We start from the raw sequence: 16959 nt of genomic DNA, 5'->3' as shown, positions 1-16959 counted from the left end.
TCGACCTGCGGCGAACCGGCGCCGCTCATACGTGCAATCCGTTCAAAACGGTCTGCAGATCGGCGGGCAAGGGCGATGTGAACTCGAGATAAGCGCCATCGGATGGGCGGTGAAAACCGAGGATGTGGGCATGCAGGAATTGGCGTGGGCAATCAATGCGCGATTTGCGGTGTCCGTAAACCGCATCAGCCACGAGCGGAAATCCGATGAATTGAAAATGAACACGAATCTGGTGCGTACGGCCTGTGTGCGGCGTGGCTTCCACCAGCGTAAAGCCTTCATAGTAGGCGCGCACACGATAATCGGTGACAGCCGGACGCGACTGCTTGCTCTCCTGGCCGCTGATCACCGCCATGCGCTGGCGATTGCGGGGATCACGGCCAATAGGGGCGTCAATCGAGCCCTGGCGCGGCGTCAGAATACCATCCAACAGGGCCAGGTAAACCTTATGCACGGACCGCTCTTTGAACTGACGCTGCAGTGCGCGGTGCGCCTGGTCATTCTTGGCGACCAGGATGAGGCCTGATGTATCTTTGTCGAGACGGTGAACGATGCCGGGGCGCAGTTCGCCGCCGATGCCAGCCAGATCGGGGACATGGTAGAGAAGCGCGTTGACCAACGTGCCGCTCACGTGACCTGGCGCGGGGTGCACGACCAGGCCAGCCGGCTTGTCTACCACTAACAGGTCGGCGTCTTCATAGACGATAGTGAGCGGAATATCTTCTGGCACCAGGTCTGCAGGGATGAGCAGAGGCATGTCCAATTGGACTACATCGCCAGCCTGCACGCGATAGCTGGCCTTGGCTACGCTGCCGGCGATCGTAACGCGACTTTCGGCGATCCAGCGCTGAATGACAGAGCGCGAGTGCTCGGGCAAAGCACTTGTGAGCCATTTATCGAGGCGCTCACCCGTGCGCTCCACGGTGAGGATCAGCGGCTCAAGTTCATCTTCGACAAGAATATCAATCATTTATTGCTCAGTGCGCGCCTGGCAGCGAAAGCACATGGCGGCGTAAGGCAAGGCTTTCAGGCGGGCAAAATCAATCGGGTCTCCGCAGCGCTCGCAGAATCCATAGGTGCCGGCGGACATGCGAGACAACGCCCGTTCAACCTCCACCAGGGTGCGTTTGTGCGACTCGTTCAGCGTCAGTGCAGCAGCCTGCTCAAACGCTTCTGTGCCATCATCAGCCATGTGATTACCCAGGCCTGGATTGTAACCGCGCGCCGCGACCTCGTAATGAGAGATTTCCTCTTTCAGTCGCTGGCGCTCCATTTCCAGCAGCCGGCGTAGGCGGGCATCATCACGTGTCATAACACCTCCTGGTAGGGGGGAGAAGACGACCACATCGAACGATGGGCATGATTTTACTCGCGCGCCAACTCCCTGTCAACATAACTGTATTGCGCCGGCCATGGTTCGAAATTCACTGTTCGAAAAAAGAAGGGGACGCAGGCAAATGCGTCCCCCTCGTGATCATGCCTCTACCGCGTAAACCGTCAGATGGATGGCTACGCGCTCAAAAACGCTGTTAGGTTCGACGCCGTCGCCCACATGATAGGCAAAATCGGTAATCTCGCCTTCCAAGATGAGGGTTTTGGCTTCGATGGTGAAGACCTGGTTGAGGGCAGCAAGCAGATTATCGCCTTTGTCGGCCAAACGTGCTTGCAGCGCTGGCGTTTGCTGCGCATACTGGCTGGCGAGCACGGTCGTCACGGTGCGAATATCGCTCTTGTCGAAGAGCCACACTTCCAGGGCGGTAGCCTGCGTGGATTCCCGATCGAGAGCGGCTGCAATGCCCATCCCGCATTCGCCGCGATACCCGGCGCCCGCGTCTCCTTCTACGACAAATGCCTCGTCGTAGTCCGTATCGCCGCGGTGATACGTGGCTTCGAACTCGGCCAGTTTCTTGCCAGGAACCAGGATCGAACCAGCCGGTTGTGGCTCAGACCGGGCAGCAGGGGGAGACGGCGCCGCGGTGGGGGGGATGGGGATGTCAGAACCTGGCGGCGGCGGCGCCGGTCGGTAGCCGGTTGCCGCGTTTGCGGCAGGCGCCGCTTGTGGATACGCGCCAATTTCCTCGCCCGCGTCATCCACGAAGTCGTCCGTGAAGTCATCATCGGTTTCGTCTACGGCGTCGTAGGCAAGCGGCGTGGCAGGGCGCATGTCCATCACGGGCAGCGGCTCCTCGGGCGGAAGATTGGCTTCCAGCACAGGGGTCGGCCGGCGGCGCGAAACAATCCACCAGGCCAAGAGACCCAAACCTGCGCCGATGATGGCAACGCCAAGCAGTAAGACAAGCAGCGTGATCAGGCTGCTGTTCGACTCGATGCTTCCCTGCGCCGGGGATGCCGTTGGCGTGACCTGTTTGGTTGGCGCGGCGGCCGGCGCGGCCCGTATCGCCGCCACAAGAGCCTGCACCGTCTGCGCCTGTCGGCCGCGATTTTCAGCTTGATAACGCGCCGCCAGCCGATCAAGCAGGACGCCTGCTTCGTCTGGCTTCCATTCGTTGAGACGTGTTTGAGCCAAACCCAGATCGCCGTTGGCCGCGAAAGAGTCAGCCACGGCCGACAGGTAGTTATTCAGCGCGCCTTCTCGCAAGTCACGCAGGTTGGCGTTTGTCCACTTAACCGGGAACAGTCCCCAGCCCAAGACAAACAGACCGACGAGCAGGCCGGCGATGAATACCGTGAGAAGCGTGAGCCAATGACGATTCGTGGTGAGTCCGTTCATAGGGCGGTGTTTCCTCCTGTTCCTTCCCGGTTCGAACGTAGTTGTGACTGTTGGGCAGAGCATCGGGCGGGCAACTCCGCGACGCGCACGGGTCAGATCACAACCTGCATCAAGACATGGTCAACGCCATAATGGCTTTCTGTGCATGCAGACGGTTTTCGGCTTCGTCATACACCACACTCTGGGGGCCGTCAATCACACTATCGGTCACTTCGATGTTGCGGTCGGCAGGCAGACAGTGCATGTAGATGGCGTCGTCCTTGGCCAAGGCCATACGGCGATCGTCCGTTATCCAGTTCGTATATTTCTTGGCGATTTCGGCCGCCTGCTTGCCGTCTTCCGTGGTCAGCAGACAGCCCCAGCTCTTGGGATAGACCACATCAGCGTCGGTAAAGGCTTCGTCCATGTCGTGCGTGATGCTGAAACTGCCGCCGTAGCGTTTGGCATTGTCCTGCGCCTCTTGCAGCAGATGGGGCATCAACTTGTACTCCGGGGGATGCGCCAGCACCACATCCATACCAAAGCGGCTCATCTGGATGATGAGAGACTGCGGTACGGAGATGGGCTTGACGTAGCTGGCGGCGTAGGCCCATGAGACGGCGATCTTCTTGCGCCGGAGGTCTTTGCCCTTCTTCTCCATAATGGTCATGAGGTCGGCCAGGATTTGGAAGGGATGATAGACATCGCACTGCATGTTGAGCACGGGAGAGCGGCTGGCCGCAGCCACCTCACGGAGGTACTTGTTGCCAAAGTTCCAGTCGCACTGGCGGATGGCAATGCCGTCGAAGTAGCGGCCGTAGATTTCGCCAATCTCCTTGGCCGTGTCGCCGTGGCTGATCTGCGTCGTCTGCGACTCGATGAAGGCCGCATGGCCCCCCAACTGCGCCATGCCGGCCTCGAAAGAGCCGCGCGTGCGCGTGCTGGTAAAGAAGAAGAGCATCGCCAACACCTTGTCGCGCAAATAGGCATGGGGCAGGTTCAAAGCCCGCATTCGCTTCAAGTCAAACGCCACATCAAGCGCCGTCTCGATCTCTTCGCGCGTCCAGTCGGTGTCGCCGATGAAGTCGCGTCCACGTAAGTTCGTTTGCATAAACTCGCAATCTCCTGTTAGGTAGTTGCCACTGACGAGTGTTCTCGCTGTGCAGGAGATGGGCCTGCACCACCGCTATTCTTAGCATCTACTGGTGTTGCCTCATAGTCAACGACCGTTTCTGGGACGTTGGTCTTGGACAGAGATTGCCAGGTCATAACGTCAGATGTTAGGTACCTGGTCAAAGAAGCTTCGCTCAGCAATACAAAATCCGTGATGGGGCGATGACCGTCGTTTGTGCCCACGATCTGCACTTTTGTGTCGGCCAGATCGAACAATGAAGGCGTAGCCTGTTGTGGGGCTTTCTTGTCTGTGCCGTTAACGCCCGTCCGCAGGCTGACGAAATCTCCCATGCGCTCAGAACCTGTGGTAAACCGGCGCAGAGTTGTGGCGATAGCTTCGCGGCTGTTGTCAATGCCAATCCAGCGTCGCTCCAACTGACTCGCTACAGCCAACGTTGTACCTGAGCCAGCGAAACAGTCGAGCACTAGATCGCCCGGATTGGAGGAAGCTTCGATGATGAGACTGAGCAAGTTGGGGTTTTTTTCTGTTGGGTAGCCGGTAACCTCGATATTCTGATTATGAGCGTCGCGGAAGTCTAGCCAGATGTCTTGCACTGGCACGCCATCGCTTTCGTCAAGATAGACCTTACGGCGCGGGTTGCCTGTTGGCGACCAGTAGATCTCACCCCGCGCATCCATTTCTTCGAGCGTTTTAGGCGTATACTGCCAGTGCTTACCCGGCGGCGGTGACATCCCACGCCAGACCTGTCCAGTCTCGCCGTTACGAACGCCTGGCGCATGGATGGGGACTTTTTTATAGCGACGGCCGCTCCGTTCCTCGACATACTGATATTCTTTGGCAGATCTTTCCGGCGTCCATCCCTCTAGAGGGCGATGCCACACGTACGAATCAGTCTTGGTGTAGAAAAGGAGAAAGTCAGCCACATTCCCGAATGTCTTACGGGTGTAGTTTTTGGGGTTGCACTTCTTGCGCGTAATCCAATTGCGGAAATTGCTGACGCCAAAGACCTCGTCCATCAACACCTTGACGTAGAACGCCATATTGTCATCCAGGTGGACATAGATCGAACCATTGTCGGCCAGCAACTCGCGCAACAAAATGAGCCGTTGACGGACGAATTCGAGATAACTGGCGCCCGTAAGCAGATCAGCATACGCATCTACCTGATTGCGGGATTGGAATACCCCGCTGGTAGCATAGGGGGGGTCAATATAGACCAGTCGCACGTGACCGCGTACCGTTGGATCGCGTAACAGAGAGGCAAGGATTGGCAGATTGTCCCCGAAATAGAGGCGATTGTGGGATGTGGCTGCCTGAGATCCGGTTTCAGGCCATAGTGGAATCAACTCACTTGGCGGAGTCAACAAGATGTCGTGTGTAGGCAGTTTACCAGGATAGGCCAGCATCACATTCCCACCCTCAGGAGGTCGGATGGCATGTTGTTGCGCTATTGAACTCTGACGAGCCTTTGATATTGCGGTAGCCATGATAACGCGTTTATTCCGCCTCTAGCCAATCACGTGTGATGCGTTCGGGTACCATACGCAAAGTCAGGACACGCACCTTACCTGGCCAGCGATCTTCGAGTGCTGCATAATCGTCCCACATCGAACCCAAGAGCAATCCAGGGCCATCATTGATGAAAATGACCTTGGTTTTCATGAATCTGGCTCGTGCATACGTAAGAATCTCGTCTGCGCAATTCTTATACCCGCCTGTTCGATCATCTTCCTGACCGCCGCCGCGATCCGAATCGTAGTGTGCCAGGCCGATAGCCAGAACCTCGTCTTGATCTTTGATCAGAAAGTCCACAGGGCGTTGGGGATTGGGATAATCTTTATAGACACTCCCCAGCCTGATGTCTTTGCCTGCTCGTTCCGGTCCGTAGATCGTAAAATACGGGAACGTGGAGCGGAAAAGGGAAAAAATTCGTTCGGTGAGATCGTAGCCTCTCTTGCCCCGATCCTTGTATTCCCACAGCAGGGCACACAGGGCCTCATCCGGCAAAGGACGACTGTTGAAGGCAGCCTGAACTTCCTGAATCGGGCGAAACCCTTTGCCAAATCGGTCGCAAATTTCCTGCACCTTCGTTTTTTTCTTGAGCATCTCCACTGGCGTCTCGGGGCTGACGTATTTCCGAAACACGCGAGCCAGTTGAACACGCATCCAACTATCTGACACTCCTGCAATGGTGGTCAAGAGCCTGACAGACGACTCTGAAGATCGAACGATCTGCCCAAACAGGGTCAAAACTGGCGTATACAGGGTGCAGGCATCCTGCAAGATGTCTGGATAGAACTCGCCAGTTGCCAGCGTAATCCAGTTGTGACCCTCACGTTTGTAATCGGAAAAGCTGGCTCCCGGTTGCATGTTCTCACTTGTTCTCGCATCCCGAATCGAACGTATTATAGCAGTATCGGCAACAGAGCATAGAATTCTGTGGCCTTGACTACGTCAGCGAAGCTGTTGCTGTCGTTGACGGTGTGTGCGGTGGTCTCATCGCCAGGGCCAAAGCCGATGCTCGGAATGTTGGCCTTGCCCATCCAGTAGACGCCGTTGGTGCTGAAGTCCCACTTGCTGGTGGGCGCGGCGGGCAGCCCAAGCGCGGTGCGCGCGGCCTGACCGGCCTGCACCAGGACATGGTTCTCATCTAGCGCCCAGGCCGGATAGTACTTGTCCACGGGATAAACGAAACCGGTGTAACTGGGAATGTCGTAGTAGAGCATCTCCACCTTGATGTCGCCCGCGGCCTGGTTGGCGGCTGGGATCAAACGCTGAACCTGCGCAATCGCTTCGTCCTTTGACTCGCCAAAGGTGACGCGCCGATCAATAAAGATAGTCGCCTCATCGGGCACCGCGTTCAGGCTGGCCGTCTGCACCCTGATGTCTGAAACCGTGATCTTCCCATGTCCCAGGAACGGATCATCGCCTAATTCCGGCTCCAGGTCGCGGATGGCGGCAATGACCGGCAGCAGTTTGTAGATGGCGTTGTCGCCCAGGTGATTGGAAGCCGCGTGCGCGCTGCGGCCCTTAGCCACGACCTTCATTTCCACGCGGCCCTTGTGCCCGCGGTAAACCAGCATCTTGGTTGGCTCGCCAATCACGACAAAATCGGGGCGGACTTTGGGGTCCACCTCGACGAAGGTATTGGGAGCAATGCCATCGCAGTCTTCTTCCATATTGCCGAACATATAACAGGTGAATCCGTCGAGCAGGCCGAGGTCGCGGGCAATAGCCAGGCCATAGACCATACCGGGCGTGGAGCCTTTTTCGTCGCCGGCGCCGCGGGCAAAAAGAACGCCATCTTCCACCTTGCCCTGGAAGGGGTCCCATTGCCAGGCGTCAGGATCGGCAATGCCCACGGTGTCAATGTGGGTGTCATAGACAATCACACGCGGGCCATTGCCGATGCGGCCCATGATGTTGCCCATCTTGTCGAAGCGCACTTCATCATAGCCCAGCTTTTCCATTTCCTGGGCGATGCGTTTGCCGACCGCTTCGATCTGCCCAGCGATGCTGGGAATCGCGCAGATCGCACGAAAGAAGGTCCTGATGGATTCCTGCTGCGCGGCCACGCGCTTTTGAATTTCCGTCACCGTCGTTGGTGAAGGCTGCTGCACCATAGTCGTAATCCTCACTTCCGAAGTGTTCATGAGCAGAGGGATTGTACAAACAACGCACAACGTGCGCTGCTTTTACAGACATATGATACATTGTAGCACGAAGCGCGCAGGCGGTCAAAGAAGATTGAGGATAAGGGCTAGACCAGGATGACGGTGGTCGGGAGAACCATACTGCAAGTAAGTGCACGCGAACAAAAGAGCCAGCCGTGGAAGGCTGGCTCTCTGGCTGGCGGGGAGGGCGGGATTTGAACCCGCGACACCCTTGCGGGTGTACCCACTTAGCAGGCGGGCGCACTAGACCGTGCTATGCGACCTCCCCAGATTTGCGCCTGGCGGAGGGAGAGGGATTCGAACCCCCGGTGACGCTGAGCGCCACAACGGTTTTCAAGACCGCCGCCATCAACCGCTCGGCCATCCCTCCAGACGCCTCTCGTCAAGCCCAACCAGTATACCATTGCACTGGGTCACTGTCAAAAATTCCGGCCGTTCGGTCAGCGACCATGCCATGACTACCGAATCACCTCGGCGCCGCCCATGTAGGGGAGAAGGACGTCTGGCACCACGACCGAACCGTCAGCCTGCTGGTAGTTTTCCAGCACGGCGATGAGCACACGCGGCAGCGCCAGCCCCGACCCGTTCAGGGTGTAGACGTGCCGCGGTTTGCTGTTGACGTCCGGCCGGTAGCGGATATTGGCGCGGCGCGCCTGAAAGTCGGTGAAGAGCGAGCAGGAGCTGACCTCCAGCCATTCGTTGACGCCTGGCGCCCACAACTCGACATCGTATTTGGCGGCGGCCGAAAAGGCCAGGTCGCCCGTGCACATCTGAATGATGCGATGCGGAATCTGCAAGCGGCGGGCAATATCTTCAGCGTTATCTATCAGCTTCTGCAGCTCGGCCTCGCCCTGCTCTGGCTCGACAAATTTCACCATTTCCACCTTGTCGAACTGATGACCGCGCTTGATGCCGCGCACATCGCGACCCGCGCTCATCTTCTCACGGCGGAAGCAGGGCGTGTAAGCCACGTGGTAGATGGGCAGCGCGCCTGGCGGCAGGATTTCATCGCGATAGAGGTTGGTCACCGGCACCTCAGCCGTGGGGATGAGCCAGTAGTCTTCCTCCGCATCATGATACAGGTTGTCGGCAAACTTGGGCAGATTTCCGGTGCCCACCAGGCACTCAGCTTTCACCATGTAGGGCGGATAGATCTCGGTATAACCGTGATCCATGATGTGCACGTCAAGCATCCACGTAATCAGTGCGCGCTGCAAACGGGCGCCGAGGCCTTTGAGCACGTAGAAGCGTGAACCAGACAACTTGACGCCGCGCTCGAAGTCTAAGATGCCCAACGCTTCGCCAATTTCCCAATGCGGCCGAGGCGTGAAATCAAACGCGCGCGGCTGCCCCTCCACACGCGAGACCAGGTTCTCGCTGTCGTCCTTGCCCACCGGCACCTGGGGCAGCGGCAGGTTGGGGATGCGCAGCAGGGCATCGCGCAGCGCCGGGTCCACCTGCGCCAGGCGCTCTTCCAGCGCTTTGATGCCATTAGGCAGGTCGGCCAGCTCGGCCTTGAGGGCCGCGGCCGCCTCAGGCTGTCCCTCGCGCAGCAGTTGCCCGATGCGCCGACTGTCGGTGTTGCGGCGTGCGCGCAGGTTCTCCAGTTCGACGAGAATCTCGCGCCGCTCATCGTCCAGCGCCAACGCCCTGTCCACGGGTGCGTCAAACGCCTGCAGGTCTTGCATGGCCTGCTTGACCATTTCCAGGTTGTCACGAATGAATCTGATGTCTAGCATTGCTTTCCTCTTTCCTTCCATCACCCCACGCCAGCCAGGCCGTCCGGCACGTTGGCTACGCGGCGATGCGCGCCTGGCCCCACGCGCCCATTGCCTCCCTGCGACGGGCGCATGTCAGCCTGACCGGCGGGCAAAATAGGACGCGCACCTCATCCTGCCAGGACGAGGTGCGCGTTCGTGGTGCCACCTGGATTTGCTGCGCCGCAGCGCAGCCTCTGCGCATCAGCTGCCTGATGCCGGCCCGCTAACGTGGGCGATTCCGCTCATGCGTACTCTGCCGCCGCGCATGGCCCGGCATTTCTGATGAGAGCCTGGGAGGGCTTTTCACCGTGCATGTGCCATCGCCTCACACCTACCGGCGATTCTCTGTGGGTCACAACGCAGGCTAATCGTCTCCGTCTTCGCTGTTATGCCATTGTTGGCTTGATTTTAACAAGAGTTGTCCGCTCTGTCAAGGCAACGCCCAGCCAAAACAGGCGCTGACCAACTGCACATCGTCAATGTCCACCGTACCGTCGTGATTGGTATCTGCCGCGGCGACGTAGCATGCGTCCCCGCTGCTGCATGACCAGGCGTTGGCTGCGGGCACGATGTCGCCCGTCACATCCACGTGGTGGTTGCCGTCAATATCGGCTACACTGCACAAATACTGCGTGCTGGCGGTCTTCTGCAGCGGATTATCCAGGTTGCTGCGAATGGGCGCGCCGATCGGGCCAGCCGTCGGCGGCTGAATGACGCCAGCAAAGACAATGCCCAACATTCCCGTAGGGTTGGTGATTTCCGTGCCGGACTCGCCGTAGGAACCGCTGGAACCTGGATCGGCGCCTTCGGTGCATGTTCCCGCCGTGCTGTTGTCACGGTAATAATGCGCTCGGGTCCCGCCAGTTGCCGTCAAGCTGTCCAGGATCACCACGCTGCCCTGGCTGCCGCTGTACTGCACCCAACTGCGCGGCGCGCCAGTGATGGCGGCGCCAGGCGGCGACCCATTCACCGGATCGGTGCTGCCCGCGGAGTCATAGTAAGTCGCGGGCGCAAACGCGCTCTGGTTCGGATCACGCAGATCAAAGGTCACCCGCATATAGGTGATGCTGCACACATTGGGGTCGCTCGCCAGCGCGCTCAGATCAAGGCTTGACGAGACATACAGGCTGCTGCGATAGAACAACGTGGGCGTCACGGGGCCGCCGCCCACGATGCGCACCGGGCCATCCTTCGTGGGCTCCAGATCGAAGTCGGGCGGCAGATATTGTGCAAGCTGCTCTTCACACAGGTACTGCGCAGGAAAACAAATGCCCAAGATGCGCGGCCGGATGCCAATACGGATATGTGTGCGATCCAGAATGTCCTGCGGAGTCGGCGTATATTTCTTGATGCGCAGCTTTTCCAGCCCTGGATGCCAGCCGCTGCTGCCAGGCGCCAGCGGCGACAGGCCCGCCAGGTAATCCGAGGTGTCGAAGGTCTTGTCTACCGTGGAATAGGCCACATAGTCGGCCGGCGCCAGCGCCAGGGCATCCTGACTGCGCACGATATAGGCATACGCCGCGTTGGCGGGATTAGCCGGATCAGCCACCTTGACCTCGACCCGCGGCAGCGTCAGACGATCGCTGGTCAACAGCCAGGCCCACGCTGGCGCTTGATCGCCGAGGTCACTAACCATGAAGGCGATCTCGTCATTCGCGTCGAAGGTCGGAATCTGGTCTGTGGTGGTGTAGTAACCAGACGCATCCACTTCATCCACCTGGAACGGAATGATCGCCCAGGTGGTGGTGGCCGCATGGTAAACATAGACAAACAGGTCGTTGACATCCGCGCCGACCAGGGCGCTGGCCTGACTGCCGTTCACCGCCACGCCCTCATACGAATCGGGCGCGACGCGTGCGTTGGGGGAGCTGGCAAGCACGCCGCTAACCGCCAGCAGGAGGAGCAGCAGAACCGCAGCAGGCAGCCAGAGCCTTATGCGGCGTGGCCGATTGCGCAGCGCAGACGGGGGCGACTGAGGTTGGAGCATCGTCATCATCATCTCGGATTCCTTTCTGCCTCTAATGATCGGCCTGCAGCGATTGATTCAAGTTCGCCCAGGCATCTGCAAATGATTGATTAGCCAATTTGTCCAGGTCCACGCGCTGGCGTTCCGCGCGAATAGCGGCGGCCAGCGGACTGGCGGGATCAGCCTTCTCAAAGCCGTTCAAAACTGCCTGCAGGTGACCAATGGCAGCCGGCGAGATGGTCAAACGAGCCGCGCGCTCATTCTTGGCGGCCAGCGCCTCCAGGCCAGGCGTCACCTCGACCAGAAAGGCCGCCATCTCGTGACGCAGGGATGGGTCTTGCGCCAACAGGCGCGCCATGGCAGCTGTGTGCTGATAGTATAGGTCAATCAGATGCTCGCCGGCCGGGGCGCCGCGCAGCACCTGTTCGCGCGTGCGGTACATGATGATCGCCGTGCGAATGGCGTCGGCCGGCGATTTGAATGCAGCCTCGTCGGCCACAGTCGTCTGCACCGCGCAGCCGCCGCTGGAGCACGGCACGGCCGTGGTCATCTCCACAGCCAGCACCGCTTCGTTGACCTGCGTGCAATCTGCGCTGGTGATGCCGTAACTGCCGATCAAATCGCGGCACGATTGGTTCAGCGCGTTGGCATTGTCCACGAACGTGGCCGCTTGGGTCAGGTATTCAGTCAACGCCCGGTACTGAACCCGGCCCATCTTCTCGATCCCAATGCCGGTCACCGTGTGGCCGTTGAAGGCGCCGCCAACCGCCATCAGGTAGGCAGCCTTGTTGGGAATGCCGCTGTTGGTGTGGACCCCGCCATTGTCCGCGCTGGTGCAGTTGTAGCTGGAGACTTTGTCGGGGTCGCCGTAGAGCGGGGGATCGGCCATGCTGCGAATCGCGCCAATGCCCGGCAGGTCTTCGCCCATCAGCCAGGCCACCGGCGGCGTGTCATTGCCGGCGCCGTTGGTCATATCAATGATTTCGCCGAAGATGTCGGAGAACGATTCGTTCAGCGCGCCCGATTGATTCTGGTAAATCAGGTTCGCTTCGTTTTCCGTCACCGCATGGGTCATCTCATGCGCAGTGACATCGTCAATGGGAAAGCCATCGCCAAACACCATCTGCGCGCCGTTCCAGAAGGCATTCTGGTAGTTGGTGCCGTAGTGCACCGTTGCCTTCATCGCCGCGCCAGCCGCATTGTAGCTGTCGCGGGCAAAACGACTGAAGTAATAGTCGTAGGTGTCGCCAAGAAAGCGGTAGGCCTGGTCTGCATCGGCATCGCCAGTGGCCGCCCCGCCCTCGCTGCGCACCAGGGCGCCGGGCAGCGTCTGTGAATGGTTTGCGGTGTAAATCTGGCGATTGCGCACCGTATCCAGCTCGTTGTACGAGGTCAGAATCGCGCCCGTATGTGCGTCTACGACATAGAGCATGCGCGCGGGCGTCTGTTCTGCGTAGAGCCGCACCAACCACACCAGGTGATTGCCGCTGACAGCCGGGTCAATCGCAGACGTGTAAACGCGCAATTCCGGCTTGGCCCAAACCAGGGCCTGCGGGTCAAGCGAACGCGCCAGCGCCAGGGCGGCCTCCGCATCCTCGGTCGGCGTGACATTGACTGCCACCCCTGGCACATAATGGCCGTTGAGGGCGAGAACCATCTGTGCGTCCGCACTGAAGTGAACGACGAGCTGCGCGCCGAAGACGGGCACGCCCTGGTAGACCTGCTGCAGGCGCACATGGGTCATGCCGAATTCATCGCGTTTCAACGCAGCCAGCTCGGTTTGCTTACCCACGTCCGGCATGCCCAGGGCAGCTTCATGCCGGGTCAAGAATGCGCGCGCCGCGCCGGCGGCATCCGCGCGCAAAGAGTTGGCGTCTGCGCCGCTGACAAGTCCGCCGTCGGCGCGCACAAACGTGGCCGCGCCAGTCGTCGAATCGCGCGTGATGGTCAATGCGCCGCGCGCGGCGCGGCTCAAGCTGTCAGGGGTGGGAGGCGCCCCGTTGACCGGCAGTGCGCCGACAAGCAGCGCAGCCAAAAGGATCAGAACGATGAGTGGACGAAACACCTTTGTCATACAGACCCTCCTATCGTAGAAATGAGCGTTGCCCCAGTCGGTCACCCCTCGCTGGAGATCGGCCCCACATAGAGCGGCCCGCGCGTCGCCGCCAGGTTGCCGGTCCAGTTGAGGCGACGGATCTGCGCCTGGCGCGCGGCGTAGGTGGCCTCGTTCATCTCCGCGCTGAGATAGTTCAGGCGGGTGAGCGCCAGCGCTTCCAAAGTGGCAGGTCCCGGCATTCCCGCAAACCCGTGGTGACTCAACAAAACGTGCCGCAAATGCAGCGCCAGGTCTGGCGCGAAGTCGGGAATCTGCGCCAGGCGTTCGCTCAGCCAGGCATCAGCCAGGGCCTGGTGTCCAATCAAGGACCCCACAGGAAAGCGCGGCGCGTCACGGCCTGCGCCGGCTTCCAGCACTCGGCCCACGTCATGCAGCAAAATCGCAGCGGTCAGCAGATCGCCGTCCACGGCCGGGAAGAGAGCAAGCAGCGGGCGCGAAAGCACCAGCATCTCGACCGTGTGTTCCAAAAGACCGCCGACGTAAGCATGGTGCAGCGGGCTGGCGCGTGCGTGGCAAAAATCGGCCATGAAGTCGGCATCGCCAAAGATGCTGTCGAGCAGGCGGCGGAGGTCAAGGCGCCCCACGGTGCGGATGGCATCGCGTAGGACGCCGAGCAGCGCGTCCATGTTACGCTCGCTGCTAACCCCGGCAGACGCAGCGGCCACATCCTCCGGGTTGATTTCGTCGGGCCGCGCGCGGCGAATTTGCCGAATCGCAATGTAGATGCCGTCTTGATACGCGCGCACCTTGCCTTGAACCTTGACCACGTCGCCGGCGTTCAGGTTGGCCGCCGCCTGCTCGGCCTTTTCCCACACGCGCGCGCTCACCTGGCCAGAACGGTCACTCAAGATCAGCGACAAGAATGAGCCAGAGTTGGAGTCTTTGAACGGAACAAGGCGCGCGCGCTTAATCTGGAAATAGCTGAGCACCGTGTCGCCCACCTTGAGATCGGCGATCATCTGCAACTTGCCTGGCATAAAGACACCTCGTCCGACCACGCCAGAAAAAGGAGGCCGGGATTTGGGATTTTACGTTTTCGCCCTATAATCACAGCATGGCATCTGAAAGCAAACTCTGCTCGGCAACACACACGGCGCGGGCCGCGGTCATTGCGGCGCTCTCGCTCTTGGTTTGGCTGAGCGCCTGCGGGCAAATCATCACCCGGCCCACCGCCACGCCGATGCCGCCAACCTCCGTGCCTGCGTTGACCCCTGCGGCGACGCAGAGACCTACGTCAACGCCCGCGCCCTACACGCCAGAGCCAACCGCAACGCCCACCGTAACGCCAACGCCGGTCATCTATGCGATCCGCAGCGGCGACACACTGCTGGGGATCGCGAATCGCTTTGGCGTCAGCGTCGCGGCGATCCAGGAAAGTAACGGTATTCTTGACCCACGCAGCCTGCGTGTCGGCCAGGAGTTGATCATTCCAACCGCTGGCGACGACACGGAAGCGGGCGCGGAGCCAACAGCTACGTCTACACCGCTGCCCTACACGATTGAAAATATCTTCTTTGCCGAGACCCCTTTGGGCGGACTCTGGTGTTTTGGCGAAGTTGTCAATCGCGCCGGGCAACCACTCGAAGGGGTCAACCTGGCGATCAGTCTGCTTGACGCAGATAACCAGGTTCTGAGCCGCAAAGAAGGAGCCCCAGTGGCCGATCTGGTGGATACCAACGACCGTGCGCCTTTTGCGTTGCTCTTCGCCTCGGCGCCTGCCAGTTTCGCCAGCTACCTGGCAGAGCCGTTGACCGCCATCCCAGCCTACCTCGGCAGTTATTACCGTGACCTGGAAGTACGCGCCGATGAAGGCAGCGGCGCCAACTTCGGCATCTACCAGGTCAGCGGTCAGGTCTTCAATGTCGGGCCAGAGGACGCCGTGGAAGTCACACTGGTTGTCACCCTGTACGACGCGGTAGGGCGCGTGATGGGCGTGCGACGCGCCGAACCTGAACACAACGTCATTCCGCGCGGCGGTCATACCGAGTTCGATATTGACCTCGTACCGGCCAGCGGACCGGTCGTAAGCTACCGAATTATACCACAAGCGCGACGGAATCACCCATGAGCAACCTCACCGCCCCACCATTCCCGCTTGGCTATCGCATCGTCCGCAGCATTTTGCGCTTTCTCTTTTGGCTCCTGAGCGATTTCAAGGCGGAAGGCATCGAGAACATCCCGCTGAGCGGCGCGGCCATGCTGCTGGCCAACCACCTCAATATCCTGGATGCGCCGGCGATCTTCACCATCTTGCCGCGCCAGGCGACGGTGTTTGCCGCGGACAAATACGATCGGCGCTTCTCATTTCTTGGGTGGCTGCTGCGCACCTTTGCCAATGCCATTTGGGTTGCCCGCGGCGAAGCGGATCGCAAAGCGATACGCGCGGCGCTGGCCGCGCTGGCCCGGGGCGAGATGTTGACGATTGCGCCGGAGGGCACGCGCAGCAAGACAGGCGCACTGCAGAAAGGACACGATGGCGCGGCCTACCTGGCGGCGCGCACCGGCGTCGTGATGGTGCCCGTGGTCGCCTGGGGGCAAGAAAAGGTGTGGTCAGAGCTGGCGCATCTGCGTCGCGCGCACGTACGCGTGGTCGTGGGCCAACCGTTCAGCCTGCCGCCCGAGGCGGCGCGCGCACACAGCCCGGAGCTGGCTGTCTACACTGATCAGATCATGCGCCGCCTGGCGAGCATGCTGCCGCCAAGCTATCGCGGCGTTTACGCAGACCTGTCTGCGGATGGAGAACGATCGTGACAAGAACAACCTCTCTACGTCTGTCCGGCAGCCTGCTGATTGTGGCTGGCGCGCTGCTGTTCGGATTGGCCGGTTGGACCTGGGTGCGGGACAACTGGCTGCCCCCGCCGCTGCCCGCCAGCCCGCAAGACGCGTCACTCGCTGCCTCGGCGCTCGAAGCGCCTGCGCTGCTGCTGCCAGACAACAGCGGCCCCGCGCGCGGCGACGCACCCGCCGCGGTGGATCCTACGCCGTTCCGAACGACAACAGCCGCCACATTCCCCGCGGCGACGTTGACGGCGGTCGCTGACGATGTACCACGCGGGCGCGATCGGCCCAAGCCCACACCTTCATCCACGCCCACGGCCACGCCCGCGGCCAAACAGGCGGTGAGCGGCGCGCCAACCCATCTCGTCATCCCAAGCATCGGCGTGGACGCAGCGGTGATACCGATTGGCTGGAAGTCAGTCACGCGCAATGGACAAACCGCGCTGGAGTGGGAAGTCGCAGATTACGCAGCCGGCTGGCACGAGAATTCGGCGCGGCCCGGTGACGTAGGCAACGTGGTGTTGTCTGGGCACAACAACATCAAGGGCATGGTGTTCCGCCGCCTGTCCGAGGTGAACATCGGCGACGCAATTCAATTGCGCGTGGGCGACCAGGTGTTCAGCTATGCGGTTGTAGATCGCTTCATCGTGAAGGAGAAAGGGGAACCGTTAGCCGTACGCCAGGCCAACGCGCGTTGGATTGGCCCCTTTGCGGACACCCGCCTGACCCTGGTGAGCTGTTGGCCTTTTACCAACAATACGCACCGCGTGATCGTAATTGCCAAGCCGCAGAAAGCTGAATGACCCGGCAGGCCGCGGCC

The 16959-nt window shown here is 60.3% G+C and carries 14 protein-coding genes and 2 tRNA genes; 3 read left to right on the top strand and 13 right to left on the bottom strand.

The annotated features are described in order from the left end of the window. Positions 1-25: 25 nt before the first annotated feature. From ACPQ6D_RS07945 to ACPQ6D_RS07885, 13 genes are all read right to left on the bottom strand, one after another. Positions 26-970 carry an RluA family pseudouridine synthase gene (locus tag ACPQ6D_RS07945; protein ID WP_423223771.1) on the bottom strand — a complete coding sequence of 315 codons (945 nt, stop codon included), beginning with the start codon at positions 968-970 and terminating at the stop codon, positions 26-28. Further along, entirely contained in the window at positions 971-1312 is a 342-nt protein-coding gene (locus tag ACPQ6D_RS07940) for a TraR/DksA family transcriptional regulator (protein WP_423223770.1), read from the bottom strand. It abuts the gene before it with no gap. 162 nt (positions 1313-1474) lie between these two features. Continuing rightward, complete coding sequence (locus ACPQ6D_RS07935; protein ID WP_423223769.1) at positions 1475-2731, bottom strand: hypothetical protein; 1257 nt, start codon at positions 2729-2731, stop codon at positions 1475-1477. A 109-nt stretch (positions 2732-2840) separates the two neighbouring features. After that, positions 2841-3821: an ornithine carbamoyltransferase gene (locus tag ACPQ6D_RS07930; RefSeq protein ID WP_423223768.1), complete on the bottom strand. Its 981-nt coding sequence runs from the start codon at positions 3819-3821 to the stop codon at positions 2841-2843. A gap of 17 nt (positions 3822-3838) precedes the next feature. Further along, positions 3839-5332 carry a site-specific DNA-methyltransferase gene (locus tag ACPQ6D_RS07925; RefSeq protein WP_423223767.1) on the bottom strand — a complete coding sequence of 498 codons (1494 nt, stop codon included), beginning with the start codon at positions 5330-5332 and terminating at the stop codon, positions 3839-3841. Between the two features lie 10 nt (positions 5333-5342). Continuing rightward, entirely contained in the window at positions 5343-6215 is an 873-nt protein-coding gene (locus ACPQ6D_RS07920) for a bstEII (RefSeq protein WP_423223766.1), read from the bottom strand. 35 nt (positions 6216-6250) lie between these two features. Continuing rightward, positions 6251-7468 carry a YgeY family selenium metabolism-linked hydrolase gene (locus ACPQ6D_RS07915; RefSeq protein ID WP_423223765.1) on the bottom strand — a complete coding sequence of 406 codons (1218 nt, stop codon included), beginning with the start codon at positions 7466-7468 and terminating at the stop codon, positions 6251-6253. 227 nt (positions 7469-7695) lie between these two features. After that, positions 7696-7787 (bottom strand) — tRNA-Ser (locus ACPQ6D_RS07910). An 11-nt stretch (positions 7788-7798) separates the two neighbouring features. After that, positions 7799-7889, bottom strand: a tRNA-Ser gene (locus ACPQ6D_RS07905). Between the two features lie 88 nt (positions 7890-7977). Beyond that, the gene (serS, locus tag ACPQ6D_RS07900) at positions 7978-9258 is read right to left on the bottom strand and encodes a serine--tRNA ligase (RefSeq protein ID WP_423223764.1); all 1281 of its coding nucleotides are present in this window, start codon (positions 9256-9258) and stop codon (positions 7978-7980) included. A gap of 451 nt (positions 9259-9709) precedes the next feature. Then, complete coding sequence (locus ACPQ6D_RS07895) at positions 9710-11278, bottom strand: hypothetical protein (protein ID WP_423223763.1); 1569 nt, start codon at positions 11276-11278, stop codon at positions 9710-9712. A gap of 19 nt (positions 11279-11297) precedes the next feature. Continuing rightward, entirely contained in the window at positions 11298-13319 is a 2022-nt protein-coding gene (locus tag ACPQ6D_RS07890) for a M4 family metallopeptidase (protein WP_423223762.1), read from the bottom strand. 41 nt (positions 13320-13360) lie between these two features. After that, entirely contained in the window at positions 13361-14338 is a 978-nt protein-coding gene (locus ACPQ6D_RS07885) for an OB-fold nucleic acid binding domain-containing protein (protein WP_423223761.1), read from the bottom strand. Positions 14339-14415: 77 nt separating this feature from the next. Here ACPQ6D_RS07885 and ACPQ6D_RS07880 point away from each other — a divergent pair, with 77 nt between their 5' ends. Genes ACPQ6D_RS07880 through ACPQ6D_RS07870 form a run of 3 tightly spaced genes read left to right on the top strand, consistent with a single transcriptional unit; the run spans position 14416 to position 16942 of the window. Further along, on the top strand, positions 14416-15429 hold the full coding sequence (locus ACPQ6D_RS07880) for a LysM peptidoglycan-binding domain-containing protein (protein WP_423223760.1): 1014 nt from the start codon (positions 14416-14418) through the stop codon (positions 15427-15429). Next, positions 15426-16112, top strand: a complete 687-nt coding sequence (locus ACPQ6D_RS07875) for a lysophospholipid acyltransferase family protein (protein WP_423223759.1) — start codon at positions 15426-15428, stop codon at positions 16110-16112. Before ACPQ6D_RS07880 ends, ACPQ6D_RS07875 begins: the two co-directional genes overlap by 4 nt. After that, positions 16109-16942 (top strand): sortase, encoded by an 834-nt coding sequence (locus tag ACPQ6D_RS07870; RefSeq protein WP_423223758.1) that lies wholly within the window; start codon positions 16109-16111, stop codon positions 16940-16942. The genes ACPQ6D_RS07875 and ACPQ6D_RS07870 overlap by 4 nt, the downstream gene beginning before the upstream one ends. The last annotated feature ends 17 nt before the right edge of the window (positions 16943-16959 follow it).

Source organism: Candidatus Amarolinea aalborgensis, assembly GCF_900491745.1.
Classification (GTDB): domain Bacteria; phylum Chloroflexota; class Anaerolineae; order SSC4; family Amarolineaceae; genus Amarolinea; species Amarolinea aalborgensis.
Note: the sequence above shows the minus strand (reverse complement) of the source record. Positions and strands in the feature narration are given on the sequence as shown.

Coding starts and splice junctions, on each gene's coding strand:
- ACPQ6D_RS07945 (WP_423223771.1), bottom strand. CDS start 970: ATGATTGATATTCTTGTCGAAGATGAACTTGAGCCGCTGATCCTCACC.
- ACPQ6D_RS07940 (WP_423223770.1), bottom strand. CDS start 1,312: ATGACACGTGATGATGCCCGCCTACGCCGGCTGCTGGAAATGGAGCGC.
- ACPQ6D_RS07935 (WP_423223769.1), bottom strand. CDS start 2,731: ATGAACGGACTCACCACGAATCGTCATTGGCTCACGCTTCTCACGGTA.
- ACPQ6D_RS07930 (WP_423223768.1), bottom strand. CDS start 3,821: ATGCAAACGAACTTACGTGGACGCGACTTCATCGGCGACACCGACTGG.
- ACPQ6D_RS07925 (WP_423223767.1), bottom strand. CDS start 5,332: ATGGCTACCGCAATATCAAAGGCTCGTCAGAGTTCAATAGCGCAACAA.
- ACPQ6D_RS07920 (WP_423223766.1), bottom strand. CDS start 6,215: ATGCAACCGGGAGCCAGCTTTTCCGATTACAAACGTGAGGGTCACAAC.
- ACPQ6D_RS07915 (WP_423223765.1), bottom strand. CDS start 7,468: ATGGTGCAGCAGCCTTCACCAACGACGGTGACGGAAATTCAAAAGCGC.
- serS (WP_423223764.1), bottom strand. CDS start 9,258: ATGCTAGACATCAGATTCATTCGTGACAACCTGGAAATGGTCAAGCAG.
- ACPQ6D_RS07895 (WP_423223763.1), bottom strand. CDS start 11,278: ATGATGATGACGATGCTCCAACCTCAGTCGCCCCCGTCTGCGCTGCGC.
- ACPQ6D_RS07890 (WP_423223762.1), bottom strand. CDS start 13,319: ATGACAAAGGTGTTTCGTCCACTCATCGTTCTGATCCTTTTGGCTGCG.
- ACPQ6D_RS07885 (WP_423223761.1), bottom strand. CDS start 14,338: ATGCCAGGCAAGTTGCAGATGATCGCCGATCTCAAGGTGGGCGACACG.
- ACPQ6D_RS07880 (WP_423223760.1), top strand. CDS start 14,416: ATGGCATCTGAAAGCAAACTCTGCTCGGCAACACACACGGCGCGGGCC.
- ACPQ6D_RS07875 (WP_423223759.1), top strand. CDS start 15,426: ATGAGCAACCTCACCGCCCCACCATTCCCGCTTGGCTATCGCATCGTC.